The 13770-nt window shown below is 63.7% G+C and carries 14 protein-coding genes; 9 read left to right on the forward strand and 5 right to left on the reverse strand.

Features of this window, described 5'->3' with window-relative positions; translation table 11 throughout:
- Positions 1-772: OpgC domain-containing protein (gene opgC, locus AC5DC2_RS09525; RefSeq protein ID WP_491698302.1), on the forward strand; the 772-nt coding region annotated here is incomplete at its 5' end.
- Between the two features lie 9 nt (positions 773-781).
- Here opgC and AC5DC2_RS09530 read toward each other — a convergent pair.
- A complete protein-coding gene (locus AC5DC2_RS09530; protein WP_491698303.1) occupies positions 782-2320 on the reverse strand; it encodes an MDR family MFS transporter in 1539 nt (512 codons plus the stop codon).
- A gap of 106 nt (positions 2321-2426) precedes the next feature.
- Here AC5DC2_RS09530 and AC5DC2_RS09535 point away from each other — a divergent pair, with 106 nt between their 5' ends.
- The 5 genes from AC5DC2_RS09535 (at position 2427) to AC5DC2_RS09555 (ending at position 7388) form a co-directional block, all read left to right on the forward strand.
- Positions 2427-2963 carry a MarR family winged helix-turn-helix transcriptional regulator gene (locus tag AC5DC2_RS09535; RefSeq protein WP_491698304.1) on the forward strand — a complete coding sequence of 179 codons (537 nt, stop codon included), beginning with the start codon at positions 2427-2429 and terminating at the stop codon, positions 2961-2963.
- Between the two features lie 64 nt (positions 2964-3027).
- Positions 3028-3690 (forward strand): thiamine diphosphokinase, encoded by a 663-nt coding sequence (locus tag AC5DC2_RS09540; RefSeq protein WP_491698305.1) that lies wholly within the window; start codon positions 3028-3030, stop codon positions 3688-3690.
- Between the two features lie 3 nt (positions 3691-3693).
- Positions 3694-5520: an ABC-F family ATP-binding cassette domain-containing protein gene (locus AC5DC2_RS09545; RefSeq protein ID WP_491698306.1), complete on the forward strand. Its 1827-nt coding sequence runs from the start codon at positions 3694-3696 to the stop codon at positions 5518-5520.
- Positions 5520-6080, forward strand: coding sequence for a gamma-glutamylcyclotransferase family protein (locus AC5DC2_RS09550; RefSeq protein ID WP_491698307.1), 561 nt, complete (start codon positions 5520-5522; stop codon positions 6078-6080). Before AC5DC2_RS09545 ends, AC5DC2_RS09550 begins: the two co-directional genes overlap by 1 nt.
- A gap of 57 nt (positions 6081-6137) precedes the next feature.
- The gene (locus AC5DC2_RS09555) at positions 6138-7388 is read left to right on the forward strand and encodes an AI-2E family transporter (protein ID WP_491698308.1); all 1251 of its coding nucleotides are present in this window, start codon (positions 6138-6140) and stop codon (positions 7386-7388) included.
- A gap of 3 nt (positions 7389-7391) precedes the next feature.
- Here AC5DC2_RS09555 and AC5DC2_RS09560 read toward each other — a convergent pair whose 3' ends face one another.
- Positions 7392-7901 carry a L,D-transpeptidase family protein gene (locus AC5DC2_RS09560; protein WP_491698309.1) on the reverse strand — a complete coding sequence of 170 codons (510 nt, stop codon included), beginning with the start codon at positions 7899-7901 and terminating at the stop codon, positions 7392-7394.
- Between the two features lie 178 nt (positions 7902-8079).
- Between AC5DC2_RS09560 and AC5DC2_RS09565 the strand changes: the two genes are divergently transcribed.
- Both AC5DC2_RS09565 and AC5DC2_RS09570 read left to right on the forward strand, forming a co-directional pair.
- A complete protein-coding gene (locus tag AC5DC2_RS09565) occupies positions 8080-8763 on the forward strand; it encodes a response regulator transcription factor (RefSeq protein WP_024710021.1) in 684 nt (227 codons plus the stop codon).
- Between the two features lie 50 nt (positions 8764-8813).
- Positions 8814-9260, forward strand: a complete 447-nt coding sequence (locus tag AC5DC2_RS09570; protein WP_491698310.1) for a Crp/Fnr family transcriptional regulator — start codon at positions 8814-8816, stop codon at positions 9258-9260.
- Positions 9261-9309: 49 nt separating this feature from the next.
- On the opposite strand, the gene AC5DC2_RS09575 is transcribed toward AC5DC2_RS09570, so the two are convergent.
- Positions 9310-10407 (reverse strand): linear amide C-N hydrolase, encoded by a 1098-nt coding sequence (locus tag AC5DC2_RS09575; RefSeq protein WP_491698311.1) that lies wholly within the window; start codon positions 10405-10407, stop codon positions 9310-9312.
- 178 nt (positions 10408-10585) lie between these two features.
- On the opposite strand from AC5DC2_RS09575, the gene AC5DC2_RS09580 reads away from it, so the two are divergent.
- Positions 10586-11236, forward strand: a complete 651-nt coding sequence (locus tag AC5DC2_RS09580) for a pyridoxamine 5'-phosphate oxidase family protein (RefSeq protein WP_491698312.1) — start codon at positions 10586-10588, stop codon at positions 11234-11236.
- Positions 11237-11244: 8 nt separating this feature from the next.
- Here the strand turns inward: AC5DC2_RS09580 and AC5DC2_RS09585 are convergent, their stop codons facing one another.
- Positions 11245-12330 carry an ABC transporter ATP-binding protein gene (locus AC5DC2_RS09585; RefSeq protein WP_024710025.1) on the reverse strand — a complete coding sequence of 362 codons (1086 nt, stop codon included), beginning with the start codon at positions 12328-12330 and terminating at the stop codon, positions 11245-11247.
- 9 nt (positions 12331-12339) lie between these two features.
- On the reverse strand, positions 12340-13770 hold a 1431-nt coding region (locus AC5DC2_RS09590), incomplete at its 5' end, for a glycoside hydrolase family 2 TIM barrel-domain containing protein (protein ID WP_491698313.1).

The following is a 13770-nucleotide window of genomic DNA, read 5'->3' on the forward strand; positions in this document are numbered from 1 at the left end:
CTATCAGGTCAGCTATTTCAACATCCTGCCGCTCTATGTGGTGCTGTTTGCCGCAGTGCCGGGATTACTGTGGCTCGGGCGCAGAAGTGTCCTGCCGATGCTCGCCGTCAGCGCCGCGATCTGGCTTGCCGGGCGCTGGAGCGGGCTTAAAATGCCGGCCCATCCGGGCGACTGGGCCTGGTATTTCAATCCGTTCTGCTGGCTCTTCCTGTTTGCGATCGGCCTTGCCGTTGGCATGACCGCGCGTCGGGGCAAAGCGCTGGTGCCGTTTTCGCCCTTCCTTTACGCTGCGGCCGTCGCCTTCGTTCTCTTCGCGGCCTGGTGGCGGTTCACCGGCCATTACAGTTTTCCCTGGCCGGAGGGACTGACGCCGTCCGTCATCGCCGATACATCCAAGGAAACGCTCGGCCTGCCGCGCATCGCCCATATCCTGGCGCTTGCCTATATCGTCGTCTATCTGCCCGGCTTCCGCCGTTTTCTGGAAACGCCCGTGTTTCATCCGGTCAACATCATGGGACGGGCAAGCCTTGTCACCTTCGTGGCGGGATCGCTGATCGCCTTCGCCTTGCAGATTTTCCGCACGGTTTATCCGACGGGGCTTCTTGAAGATACGCTGCTGCTTGCCGCGGGTCTCGTGATCCAGTATTGCGCCGCGCGCTATGCGCTGCAAAGGGCCGGCAGGCTTGTGCTGCCTGCCGCGCGGCCGGGGCAAGAACAGGTCCGGCCCATGGACAATCTCACCGTCAGGGCGCCGCGCAAGGCCAACCGGTAGCGCGCCGGTTCAGGCCGGCGACTTGACCGTGCCAGGTCCGTGGCGGGCTGCGCCGAGCGCGATCGGCTTCAGGCTCATCGCGGCGAGGAGGCCTACAAAGGCGAGGCAGGCTGCGAAGGTGAAGATGGCGGAAAAGGTGTCGGCATAGCCGGCAATGGCGGCCCCATGGGCGGCGCCCGTGAGATCGTGAATGGCGACCGGCGTCAGGTCGGCAAGCGGGCCTGCGCCCGGCACAGGCGGCGCCTGACTGAGGCCCCGTGCAAGCAGCGCGCCATAGATAGAGATTGCCGTTGCCGCGCCGATCATGCGCGACAGCGTGACCGTGCCGGTTGCCGCGCCGACATCGCCGCCGCGCGCCGCGTTCTGCACGCCGAGCACCGGCACCTGCTGGCCAAGGCCGACGCCGATGCCCTGAAGCCCCATGATGACGGCGACCGCATAAAGGGGCGCTTCACGACTGTAGAGCGCCAGCAGCGTGAAACACAGCGTCGAGAGCGCAAGGCCCATGATCGCATAGGGCTTGTAGCGCCCGGTCATCGACATCAGCCGTCCGCTGCTGATCGAGCCGATGACGATGCCCGAGGTGATCGGGATGAAGAACAGGCCGGCGGTCGTCGGCGACAGGCCATAGACGGTTTGCAGATAGAGCGCGAGATAGTTGACCATGCCGATGGCCACCGCGCCGCTCGCAATCGAGATGAAGATCAGCAGGGAAACGGTGGGATTTGCAAGAAGCGACAGCGGAATGATCGGCTCCGGCGCGCGCCGTTCGGCCAGCACGAAGGCGAGGCCGCAGACGACGGCTACGCCGACGACGCCAAGGCTCCAGGGCGCGATCAGCGAGCCGAAGATCTCGCTCGAATCGCTCCACAGGACGACGGCCGTGACCGCGACGGCCAGAAGGGCGGCGCCGGCGAAATCGATCTTCGGCTGCCTGTCCGGCTTGCGGTTGGGCAGGAGAAAGAACAGGCCGCAAAGGACGATGAGGGCGAGCGGCAGGTTGATGAGGAAGATCGACCGCCAGCCGAAGGCTGCCGTCATCGTGCCGCCGAGAAGCGGCCCGAGCGCGCCCGAGGTCATGATGACGAGGCTTGCATAGCTCTGGTATTTCGGCCGTTCGCGCGGCGAAAACAGATCGGCGTTGAGCGCGAAGATCGACACCATCAGCCCGCCGCCGCCGAAACCCTGCAGCGCGCGTGCGGCAATCAGCGTGTTCATCGAGACAGCCAGCCCGCAGGTCAGCGAGCCGACGAGAAAGATGACGATTGCGGTCATCAGCACATATTTTCGCCCGATAAGGTCGCCAAGCTTGCCGTAAAGCGGCATCACGGCGCAGGAGGCGAGCAAATAGGCCGAGGCCACCCAGCCGAAGCGCTCGACCGCGCCGAATTCGCCGACAATCGTCGGCAGGGCGGTGGAGACGATCTGGTTGTCGAGCGTGGCCAGGAACATCGCCATCAGGAGGAACAGAAAGGCGACGATGCGAAGGCGGGGATGTTCGACCAACGAAATGAAGGGCTGAGGCGGCGATGAGGTTTGGGTTGTCATTGCGTGAATATGTGATAAACGCAAATATATGTCAATGGCATTGAATTGCCCTTGGCATGTTTCAACTCCTCAAGGAATCTGGTATAAAACAGGAATGACCAAGACGATGCCAGCAGCCAGTGAAGCCGAAGAAGAGGCCATGGAACGGATTTCGGGCGCGATGACCCGCAACCGCCTGATGACCCGGCGGCGCATTATCGGCCGCCTCGCGATTGCAAGGGTCGCGCCGGCGCTCGAGATTACCCATCTTGATGTGCTCGATGTCGTCTCCCGCGTCGAGGCGCCGGCAAAGGCCACGATCGGCGCGGTTGCCGAAGGCATGCGTATCGACCCCTCGCGCGCAAGCCGCATCGTCGCCGAGCTTGTCGCCCAGAACGTGCTGGAACGACGCGTCTGCCAGAGCGACGCACGCCGTTCGATCCTGGTGATCACGCCGAAGGGGCGCAAGCTTCTGGAGGAGATCCACGCCGTCAAGCGCGGCCTCATCGAGAGCGTCACCGAAAGCTGGCCGGCGGAGGATATCGATGCCTTCTCCCGGCTCTACGACCGCTTCGTAGCGGGCGTCGAGGACTATGTCCGCGAACATGCGGGCGAAGACGAGCGCCATGCCGTCGAGGCGCCGGGCGTCCGTTCGGTGGGCTGAAACCGGCGGCCGTTTCCCGGATTCTGCTTTTGTTTGGCCGTGACATTCGATATGGCCTTAGCCTATGAAAGCAGCAGAAACCTTCACCCTTCTTCTGGGCGGCGCGCTTGCCGTGGACGATCGCGTCAGACGGCTTGTCGACGGCAGCCGCGTCATCGCCGCCGATGGCGGTATGGTGCATGCCGAGGCGCTCGGCGTGTCCCCCGAAATCTGGGTTGGCGATTTCGATTCCACCGATGCGGCGCTCATCGAGCGGTTCCCGGATATCGAACGGAAGGGCTTTCCGCCGGCCAAGAACGCGACCGACGGGGCGATCGCGACCGAGGAGGCGATCGGCAGGGGTGCGAAACGGATCATCATGGCCGGCGCACTGCAGGGCGAACGCACCGACCACGGAATGATGAACATGCTGCTTGCCGTGAGGCTGGCGGAAGCCGGCTATGACATGGTGCTGACCTCGGGCGAGGAGGAAGCGCGGCCGCTTCTGACTGGCGCGAGCGAGATCGAGATGCCGGCCGGCGCTCTGTTTTCCGTGCTGGGCTTCTCCGATCTCCATGGCCTGTCGATCGAAAACGCCGTCTATCCGCTTGACGCGTTCGAGGCTCCCTTCGGTCTGCCGCGCACGGTGTCCAACAAGGCGGGCAATGGTGATGGTCCCGTCCGCTTCGGGTTGAAAAGCGGCCGCGGCATAGTCATTTTCCGCCCGCATGATTTTTCGGGAGTTTGAGGCATGGCGCCTCCGATATTGAAACTGGACGACATCCATCTGAGTTTTGGCGGCACGCCGCTTTTGTCCGGCGCCGGCCTGCAGGTCGAGCCCGGCGACCGCATCTGCCTTGTCGGCCGCAACGGTTCGGGAAAGTCGACGCTGCTGAAGATCGCCGCAGGGATGGTCGAGCCGCAATCGGGCGAGATATTCCGCCACCCCTCCGTCACCGTCCGCTATCTCGAGCAGGCGCCGGACTTTACCGGTTATGCCACGGTGGAAGACTATGTCGCCGAGGGGCTTGCTCCCGGCGATGCGCATTACCGCGCCGATTACATGATGGAGCATCTGGGCGTTGACCCGAAGGCTGATCCGAGAACGCTCTCGGGCGGCGAGGCGCGCCGCGCGGCCCTCGCCCGGGTTCTCGCGCCCGAGCCCGACATCCTGCTTCTCGACGAGCCGACCAACCATCTCGACCTCAACACCATCGAATGGCTGGAAGGCGAGCTTTCTGCCACGCGCTCGGCGCTGGTGCTGATCTCGCATGACCGGCGGTTCCTGGAAAACATCTCCACCGCCACCGTCTGGCTCGATCGCGGCGCGGCGCGACGGATGGACCAGGGCTTTGCCGCCTTCGAGGAGTGGCGCGACAAGGTGCTGGAGGAAGAAGAAGCCGAGCAGCATAAGCTGGCGCGCGCCATCGTGCGCGAGGAGCACTGGCTGCGCTACGGCGTCACCGCCAGGCGCAAGCGCAATATGCGCCGGCTCGGCGAACTGCACGACATGCGCGCCCGCCACCGCGGCCATCGCGGACCCCAGGGCACGGTGAATGCCACGGTTACGGAAGCCAGGGACAGCGGCAAGCTGGTGATCGAGGCCGAGAATATCACCAAGTCCTTTGGCGACCGGCAGATCATCAAGCCGTTTTCCTTGCGCGTGGGGCGCGGCGACAGGATCGGTCTCGTCGGCCCCAACGGCGCCGGCAAGACGACGCTCCTGAAGCTTCTGACCGGCCAGCTTGAACCCGACAGCGGGTTTGTCCGCCTCGGCGTCAATCTCGAGATTGCCGTCATCGACCAGAAGCGAGAGGATCTCGATCCCGACGATACGCTCGCCCATTACCTCACCGACGGGCGCGGCGACACGCTGCTGGTCAATGGCGAGCAACGCCATGTGACCGGCTATATGAAGGATTTCCTGTTCCAGCCCGAACAGGCGCGCACGCCGATCCGCAATCTCTCCGGCGGCGAACGCGCCCGTTTGATGCTGGCGCGCATCCTGGCAAAGCCGTCTAACCTGCTCATCCTCGACGAGCCGACCAATGACCTCGATATCGAGACGCTTGATCTGCTGCAGGAGATCGTCGCCGGTTTCAAGGGCAGTGTCATCCTGGTTTCGCATGACCGTGATTTTCTCGACCGGACCGTGACCTCGACGATCGCGCCCGCCAACCCGCTCGCCCCTGACGGCGCCTGGCTCGAATATGCCGGCGGCTATTCCGACATGCTGGCCCAGCGAAAAGGCGCGGCCGCGGAAGCAAAGGCTCAGGAAAAGCGGGAGAAACAGGCCGCGCAGGACGAAAAGGGATCGAACGACCGGACGGCAAAGAGCAGGGGCAAACTCTCCTTCAAGCAGAAATTCGCCCTCGAAAACCTGCCGAAGGAGATGGAAAAGCTCGAGGCCGAGATCGCAAGGCTTGAGGAAAAGATGGCCGACCCCACCTTCTTCCAGCGCGATCCCGAAGGCTTCAACACGGCGGCGGGCAAGCTTGAAGACCTGAGGGCGGATCTCGCCGCCAAGGAAGAGGAATGGCTGGAACTGGAAGTGTTGCGCGAGGAGCTGGAGGGCTGATGCCGGAAGGCCGCGCCTACTTTGCCTATGGCTCCAACATGCTGAGCGAACGGCTTCTCCGCCGTTGTCCCTCTGCGCGCGCGCTCGGGCCTGCCTTTCTGGAAGACCATGCCCTCGATTTCGCCAAGCCGGGCAGGGATGGTTCCGGCAAGGCGACGATCACGGCAAAGGCGGGTGGGCGCGTGTTCGGCGTGCTGTTTTCGCTTCATCCCGGCGATTGCGAGCTGCTTGACGGGTTTGAGGGGCGTGGCAAGGGGTATGACCGGATCGAGGATTGCACGGTGCGCATGCTCTCCTGCGAGAAACCGGTTTCGGCGTTCACCTATCAGGCGCCGCCGGCCTTCCGCGTATCGGGGCTCTTGCCTTTCGACTGGTATCACGCCCTCGTTCTCGCCGGCGCGCGCGAGCACGGCCTGCCGGAGGGCTATGTCGCCGGGCTTGAAGGCGCTGCGGTCTCTCGCGATCCCGAGCCCGGCCGCGCCGCCCGCCTGGAGGCCCTCGACATCCTCTCCGGCCTGACAACCGAAGCGCGCTTGCAGGCGGGGCCGGGACTCCCGTAAATAGGAAGCCGCGCCGCCTTGCAGGCGGCCGTGACAATTGTGAAGGCGAAAGCGTCAATGGCGGAAACACCGCAAAAGGACCACAGAATGCAACGCTGGATCGGCCAGGCCGCCGTGGGACGCGCGCCGCTGATCCCGTCGGTCACCGCCGCCCGCTGGCTGCTGCTCGGCGTAGCGATCGCTGCCGTCTACTTCTTCCACGGCTTTCTGGTCCCGGTTCTGGCGGCCCTGATCATTGCCTTCGCCTCGCAGCCGGTGTTTCGGGACCTCAACCGGAGGCTCGGCAACCGCCGCACGCTTTCGGCGACGATCGCCATTCTCCTCATCCTCCTGTTCCTGATCCTGCCGATCATCTTCGCGGTGATCTACATGTCGCGCGAGCTCGAAGCCTGGATCGCCTGGGCGGCGGAGGCGAACCGCATCGGCGCGCCGGTGCCGGACTGGATCTTCAACCTTCCCGTAGTCGGCGCATGGATCGCCACCAAATGGCAGGAATATCTGGGCAAGCCCGGCGACATCGGCCAGCTGATCCAGGCCGTCAGCGGTGAGAATATCGGCAGTATCTACCGCACCGCCCTGTTCGTCGGCGGCCGGGTCTTCGGCCTGCTTCTCTCGGCCCTGTTCATGCTGATCGCGCTGTTTTTCCTGTACAAGGACGGCGACAAGTTCGCCCGTCAGCTCGACATGATCGGCGAGCGGCTGTTTCCAGACCGCTGGTACCGCATTTCCCGCGTCGTGCCGGCGACGATCTCCTCGACGGTCACCGGCATGACGCTGATCGCCATGGGCGAGGGCATCGTGCTGGGAACGGCCTATTACTTCGCCGGCGTCCCGAATTTCGTATCCTTCGGCCTGCTGACGGCCGTCATGGCCATGGTGCCGGGCGGCGCGCCGCTGACCTTCACCCTGATTTCCGCCTATCTGGTTGCCCGCGGCACGCCCGTGCACGGGATCGCGCTTTTCGCCTGGGGCACGATCGAGCTCTTCATCGTCGACAAGACATTGCGCCCGCGCCTTGTCGGCGGACCGATAAAGCTGCCTTTCCTGCCGACCTTCTTTGGCCTTGTCGGCGGGGTGAAGACGATGGGTCTGATCGGCCTCTTCGTCGGCCCGGTGCTGATGGCGCTGATCGTGGCGATCTGGCGCGAATGGGTGTTGGAAGCCTCCGGCACGGCCCCGGAGGCCGCCAATCCCAATGCCGATGCTGTCCCGCCGGCCGGTGATCCGCCGGTAGACGGCGACGAGCGCGTGCCCCGCCCTGGCGCTTATGCCGGCTCTGCGGAAACGACCGCCCCGCGGGGAGGCTGAGGTTCAGCCGAGGACGGCAAGCCGGACGCCGCGCCGCAGATGCGGCAGCAGCACGCGCATGGCCGATGGCGCAACAGCGACGCAGCCGGCCGTGGGCTCGAAGCCTGGTCGGGCGAGATGAAAGAACACGGCCGAGCCCCGCCCTTTGACGCGACAACGCATGTTCCAGTCGAGAACGACGACGATGTCGTAGATCCCGTCTTCGCGTCTCAGCCGTTCATGGCTTCCGGAAAAGGGCAGGCGGACGGGGCGGTTGTAGTTCGGGGCGCGAGGATCGTCGCACCAGCCGTCATCGGGCCTGATCCGGCGAAGGCCGAGCGGGCTTGACGGCAGGATTGGCAGCCGGCCGCGGACAAGGCCGCCGGCCAGTGGCATGACGGCAAGCGGCGTTGCGCCGTCGCCCTCCCGTTTGCGCGCCGAAATGCCACCGCGCCCTATGGCTGCGGGGAAGCGCAGCGGCCCGAAGGCAAGGAGCGCGCGGTGGGGCGACCCCGGCATGCGGCGCACGGTCATGACTGAAGTGTCCTTGCGCGGCGTTTTGATGGTTTTCTTCACTTTTTTTTGCTTTGTACGTGAAATCATATAGTTTCATAGGACTACGCCCGGCGATAGCCTGCCGCAATATTGTCATTGACGGAACACGCCATGCGGGAGAGCGAATGGCGCATAATCACACGAGAGGGCCGAGTGCATGACGGAGAGGACGATCCTTCTGGTCGATGACGATCAGGACCTGCGCGAAACGCTGGTCGAGCAGCTGGAACTCTACGATGAATTCGCCATCCGTTCGGCCGATTGCGCCGCCCGTTCGCTGAAAATGCTGAAGGAGGAACAGGTCGATCTCCTGATCATGGATGTCGGTCTGCCGGACATGGACGGGCGGGAAGCCGTGAAGATGGCCCGCAAGAACGGGTTCAAGGCGCCGATCATCATGCTGACCGGCCATGACACCGACAGCGACACGATCCTCGGTCTTGAGGCGGGCGCCAATGATTACGTCACCAAGCCTTTCCGTTTCGCCGTTCTGCTCGCCCGCATCCGCGCGCAACTGCGCCAGCACGAGCAGAGCGAGGACGCGACCTTCAATGTCGGGCCTTACGTGTTCAAGCCGGGGCAGAAGCTCTTTACCGGGGTCGGCAACAAGAAGATCAGGCTGACGGAAAAGGAAGCGGCGATCATCCGCTATCTTTACCGCGCGGGCCAGAAGGTGGTAACCCGCGACATGCTTCTGGAAGAGGTCTGGGGCTACAATTCCGGCGTCACTACCCACACGCTGGAGACCCATGTCTACAGGCTGCGCCAGAAAATCGAGGAAGATCCGTCGAATGCGCGGATTCTCGTGACCGAAAACGGCGGCTACAAGCTGGTGCCCTGAACGGCGCTGGTGGTGGGGCGCAAGGGGAAGCGGCCCGGGGGATATGACTGATGGCACTGTCGCGCGATATCGAGACGATCCGCCGGGCCGGGCTTTTTTCCGGTTTCTCCGTCGACCAGCTGCGGCTGATCGCCTTTACCGTCACCCGCCTCTCCTGTGAAGCTGGGGAAACGCTGTTCGAGGAGGATGCCGACAGCCTCGGCGCCTACCTGGTCGAAAGCGGGACGCTGACGCTTGAGGCGGCCGGACGTTCGGCGGGCATCGCCGGCGCCGGCAGTCTGCTGGCCGAGGCTGCGCTGATCAGTCCGGTTCCCCACCGCGTCGCGGCGATTGCGGCCGAACCTGCCGAAATCCTTCTCATCCGCCGCGACCAGTTCCTGCGCCTGATCGAGGAATATCCCGATATCGCAACGGAAATGGACCGCCGTCTGCGCCGCAATTTCTCGGAAATGGTCAGCGCCCTTTCCGCCGTGAAGACGCGGCTTTCGGATTTTTGAGCGGAGGCGGGCTCGCCCTTCGATGCGAACCCGGAACGTCGACCGGCCTTCAGTGCGAAAGCATCACCGTGTCCGCATCGACGCTGCCCTGGCTGAAGGCCTCGAGCGGCACGAGCTTCGGACCGGTCGCCCCTTCCTTCAGCGCGGCAAGATCAAAGGAGACATAGCCGAGGCTGTCATAGGTGCGCAGCATCAGCTTGCCGCCCGCAAGGTCGATCAGCGTGATCCAGGACGTGTATTCGGTGATGAAGTCCGGCTTTTCAGCCGCCGCGCCGCCGGTCAGCTTCGTTGCCGATTCCGTGAGCGCGCTCGCCTTGGCGCTGGAATAGACGGAAGCGCCCTTCGGCCGGTCGAACTTGTTCATCACATGGCCGAGCTGGCGCAGCGACGCTTCGGAGCCGTCGACTTTCTCGGAGAACTGGGCGTAGTAGACGGCACGCACGAAACGGTCGACGGCGGTGTCCGAGCCCGGCAGCGTCACCGTGGCGATGCCGGAATCGGGCTGGATGAAGTCCTTTCCGAGGAATGTCGCGCTGGAATGATCGACATTGCTGAGATGGGTGTAGTTATTGAGATTGGTCAGGTGCCAGTCGAAACGCGGGCTGTTGGTCATCACGCCGAGCGGGTTGTCGAAAATATGACGCTCGCCGTCGAAGAACTCGATGACGATCGAGGCGCCGCTCTTGTCGTGCACCGTATAGTGGAAGGGCGGCACGACGCCGCCGAGCGCCTCCAGCGGATCGACCAGAACCGTCTGCTTTTCCAGTGCGTCCTTCACCTCCGCCACGGTCGAGAACTGCGCCAGCATCCATGCGCCGAGATCGATTGCCGACAGCGCCGGCGTGCCTTTTGCGTCCGTGTCGTCCGGACCGTGCGTATCGGCGAAGGCGAGCAGCGAGAAATTGAGCCCCGCCTCGTTCAGTCCCTCGACGACCTTGAGATCCTGCGCATTGCCGTTCGGAACGACGATGCCGAACACGTCATAACGGCTCTCATAGGTGAGCGGCGCATGCTCGCCGGCCCTGGAGGCAAGCGCCGTACCCTTCGGCAGAAAGGCTGCGAAATAGGGGAGCTCCACCGGCAATTCCAGCGTCCTTCCGGCATAGACGCAGCCGGACAGATCTGTGTAGAGGAGGGACGTGCACATGGATGACCTCGCTTAACCTGTTTGCTCGGGCGGCAGAGTATTGTGGGGCTTGCGGTTGTGCAAGGTCGCGCCCTTTCGAAATCCTGCCGGGCGTGTATACGGTGACATGAAGATTTCGACGACAGATGCATATCGGCGCGACGGCGCGCAGACGGCCGTGCTTCGGGAGGAAACTAGAATGGCAGCCTACGAGATCAACCGGGATTTCCTGATCGGGGACGAGCAGTCCCTCAGGGAGATGTTTCCGCCGGTCAGCGGACTTGCGGCAAAGAAGTGCCTGTCCGCGCTGGACGAACACGCGGTCGCCTTCATCGAGCGCTCGCCCTTTCTCTGTCTCGGAACCCAGGGCAGAGACGGCCGCGCCGATGTCAGCCCGCGCGGCGATCCGGCAGGCTTCGTCAAGGTGCTCGATGCGCAGACGCTCGCCATCCCCGACCGGCCCGGCAACAACCGGCTCGACAGCCTGTCAAACATCATCGCCAATCCGAATGTCGGGCTGCTGTTCATCGTTCCGGGCTTTGACGACACGCTGCGTGTCAACGGCAAGGCCAGTCTTTCGCGCGACCCGGACCTGCTGGAGATGATGAGCGTTCGCGATCGCGCGCCGAAACTTGCCATTGTCGTCAGTATCGGCGAAGTCTTCATGCATTGCGCCAAGGCGTTCCGGCGATCGCATCTCTGGGATGCGGCCCACCGCCAGGATCGCGCGAGCTTTCCGTCGCTGTCGAAGATCATCCTCGATCAGACGACCGGCGCCCCGGAAGACGAGGGCGAGATGAAACGGATCGATGCCGATCTCGAAGATCGCTACAGGAAGACGCTCTACTGACGAACGGTTCAGGCGGCCATGCGCTTGCCGGCTTCGTCGAAAAGATGAACATCGGCAATGTCGAAAGTGACGTCGATCGATGTCCCCGTCTTGAGGAGGTGCTGGCCGGAAAGCACCGCCATCACCCGTTCACCGCTTCCCGCCAAGCCGTAGACCACGGTTTCCGTGCCAAGCGCTTCGACAAGGGTGATATCGACGGCAAAGCTGTTTTCACCGTCGCTTGCCAGACGGATATTCTGCGGGCGCACGCCGACTGTAACCTCTGAGCCTTCCCGCGGGAGGTTGCCGTTAAGCGGCATGTCGATCGTCTCCTCTCCGAGCAGGTTGAGGGTGATGCCGCTGCCCTCGGCCCTTGTCACGGTCGCCGGCAGAAAGTTCATGGCCGGCGAGCCGATGAAGCCCGCCACGAACAGGTTCGCCGGCGTGTTGAACAGTTCCAGCGGCGTGCCGATCTGTTCGACGATGCCCTGGCGCAACACCACGATCCGGTTGGCAAGCGTCATCGCCTCCACCTGGTCGTGTGTCACGTAGATCATCGTCGTTTTCAGCCGGTTGTGCAGCGCCGACAGTTCGCCGCGCATGTGCACGCGCAGCTCCGCATCGAGGTTCGACAAGGGCTCGTCGAAGAGGAAAACGTCCGGATGGCGGACGATGGCGCGGCCGATGGCGACGCGCTGACGCTGGCCGCCCGACAGCGCCTTCGGCTTGCGGTCGAGATAGGTCTCGAGCTCCAGCATCTTCGCCGCATCCATGACGCGGGATTCGATTTCTTGCTTGTCCATGCCGGCAAAGCGCAGGGCAAAGCCCATATTCTCCCGCACGGTCATGTGCGGGTAGAGGGCATAGGTCTGGAACACCATCGCGATGCCGCGTTTGGCCGGATCCTCGTCGGTCATGTCCTTGCCGCCGATCGCGAGCGTGCCCGAGGTGATGTCCTCAAGGCCGGCAATCATCCTCAGGAGCGTCGATTTTCCGCAACCGGACGGGCCGACGAACACGACGAACTCGCCCGACTTGATGTCGAGGTCGACACCCTTGATCACCTCGATCGATCCGAACGACTTGCGGATGGCATTCAGCGATACGTCAGCCATGGGAAAACCTCAGGAAAGCGTGAAGGTGACGGTCTGGTCGGCAAAGGGCCGGCAGCGGACGGAAAGCGTCAGCGCGCCCGCCTCATTGCCGGCCTCGATGTAAAGGCCGGCGGTGCCGCCCTTGAAGCTGACGAGGTCCGGGCCGATGATCCGGCCGGGCCCCTCGAGCGAGAGCGCGGCCGGATCGTCGAAAAAGGGCAGGATGTTGCCGGCCTGGTCGAGCGCGCGCAGCATCACCCGCACGCAGTCCTTTTCGCCGGCCTTGAGGTGCGTGTCGTCGGGAGCGATTTCCAGCGTCGTCGGCACGGGATCGGCGGCAAATGTCACCGTCTTCACCGCCTTGCCGTCGACATAGCCAGTCACCTTGCCGTCTTTCCAGACGCGGCCCCATTCGCCGAATTCCTCCGGCGTGACCGAGCGCAGGTCGATGATGACGGGGGGATGCGGCAGGTGCGGATAGGTGGCGCGGTCGGGCTCGAGCCGGCGCGGCTCCATGTCGCCGAAACTGAACTCGACATAATCGCAATTGGTGAGGATGATCAGCGGCAGCACGCCGCCGATATTGCGCTCGCCGCGCGCCCAGAAGGTGACGGGTTTCAGCACCGCATTGTTTTCCGGCTCGCCCTGCGAGGCATAGGCATAGGCCGCGAATTTCGGCTCGCGATACATGTCGAGCACGCCGTGATAGCAGATGCGGTCGCCCGAGCCGAAATCCTGATGGGTGTTGTAGTCGAACATGCACCAGCCGGTGCCGCCGGCAATCGTCGGGTCGCCGGCGATCGCGTTCAGCATCTGCAGGTGGCGGGTGACGTGCTCGGCCTGGCGCTGCTCCTGGTCGAAGCGCTTGGTCGGATACATGTGGCCGCAATATTCGGTGATCATGTAGGGCACATCGCGGGAAAGTCCGGTGACCTTTTTCTGCTCGCGGCGGTGCATGCGCAGATGGTTGCTGCCCGGCATTTCCTCCGAGCCGAGCACGAAGTCGTTCATCGTGTAGACGTCTTCGAGCAACTCGCTGTCCTCGATGCAGCGCACGCCGCCGGTCGGCCTCGTGCTGTCCAGTTCATGCGCCAGCCGGTTGGTCTCGGCATAGAAATCATGGTCGTCGGCCGATTCATTGATGCGCACGCCCCAGATGATGATCGAGGGATGGTTCCAGTCGCGCCGGATCATACGCTCGACATTGGCGATCGATTCCCGCTTCCAGCTTTCGCCGCCGATATGCTGCCAGCCGGGGATCTCCTCGAACACCAGGAGGCCGATCTCGTCGCAGCGATCGAGGAAATACTTGGATTGCGGATAATGCGAGGTGCGCACGACATTGCAGGCAAGCTCGTATTTCAGGATGTCGGCGTCTTTTTCCTGTCCGCGTTTGCCCATGGCATAGCCGAGATGCGGCCAGCTCTGGTGGCGGTTGAGGCCCCTGAGCTTCAGCGGCCT

This window comes from Martelella sp. (genome assembly GCF_984369615.1).

What these genes read in the sequence shown, in the direction of transcription:
- AC5DC2_RS09575 (WP_491698311.1), bottom strand. Translation starts at nt 10,407, where the DNA reads ATGTGCACGTCCCTCCTCTACACAGATCTGTCCGGCTGCGTCTATGCC.
- AC5DC2_RS09580 (WP_491698312.1), top strand. Translation starts at nt 10,586, where the DNA reads ATGGCAGCCTACGAGATCAACCGGGATTTCCTGATCGGGGACGAGCAG.
- AC5DC2_RS09565 (WP_024710021.1), top strand. Translation starts at nt 8,080, where the DNA reads ATGACGGAGAGGACGATCCTTCTGGTCGATGACGATCAGGACCTGCGC.
- AC5DC2_RS09550 (WP_491698307.1), top strand. Translation starts at nt 5,520, where the DNA reads ATGCCGGAAGGCCGCGCCTACTTTGCCTATGGCTCCAACATGCTGAGC.
- AC5DC2_RS09555 (WP_491698308.1), top strand. Translation starts at nt 6,138, where the DNA reads ATGGCGGAAACACCGCAAAAGGACCACAGAATGCAACGCTGGATCGGC.
- AC5DC2_RS09545 (WP_491698306.1), top strand. Translation starts at nt 3,694, where the DNA reads ATGGCGCCTCCGATATTGAAACTGGACGACATCCATCTGAGTTTTGGC.
- AC5DC2_RS09585 (WP_024710025.1), bottom strand. Translation starts at nt 12,330, where the DNA reads ATGGCTGACGTATCGCTGAATGCCATCCGCAAGTCGTTCGGATCGATC.
- AC5DC2_RS09570 (WP_491698310.1), top strand. Translation starts at nt 8,814, where the DNA reads ATGGCACTGTCGCGCGATATCGAGACGATCCGCCGGGCCGGGCTTTTT.
- AC5DC2_RS09530 (WP_491698303.1), bottom strand. Translation starts at nt 2,320, where the DNA reads ATGACAACCCAAACCTCATCGCCGCCTCAGCCCTTCATTTCGTTGGTC.
- AC5DC2_RS09535 (WP_491698304.1), top strand. Translation starts at nt 2,427, where the DNA reads ATGCCAGCAGCCAGTGAAGCCGAAGAAGAGGCCATGGAACGGATTTCG.
- AC5DC2_RS09560 (WP_491698309.1), bottom strand. Translation starts at nt 7,901, where the DNA reads ATGACCGTGCGCCGCATGCCGGGGTCGCCCCACCGCGCGCTCCTTGCC.
- AC5DC2_RS09540 (WP_491698305.1), top strand. Translation starts at nt 3,028, where the DNA reads ATGAAAGCAGCAGAAACCTTCACCCTTCTTCTGGGCGGCGCGCTTGCC.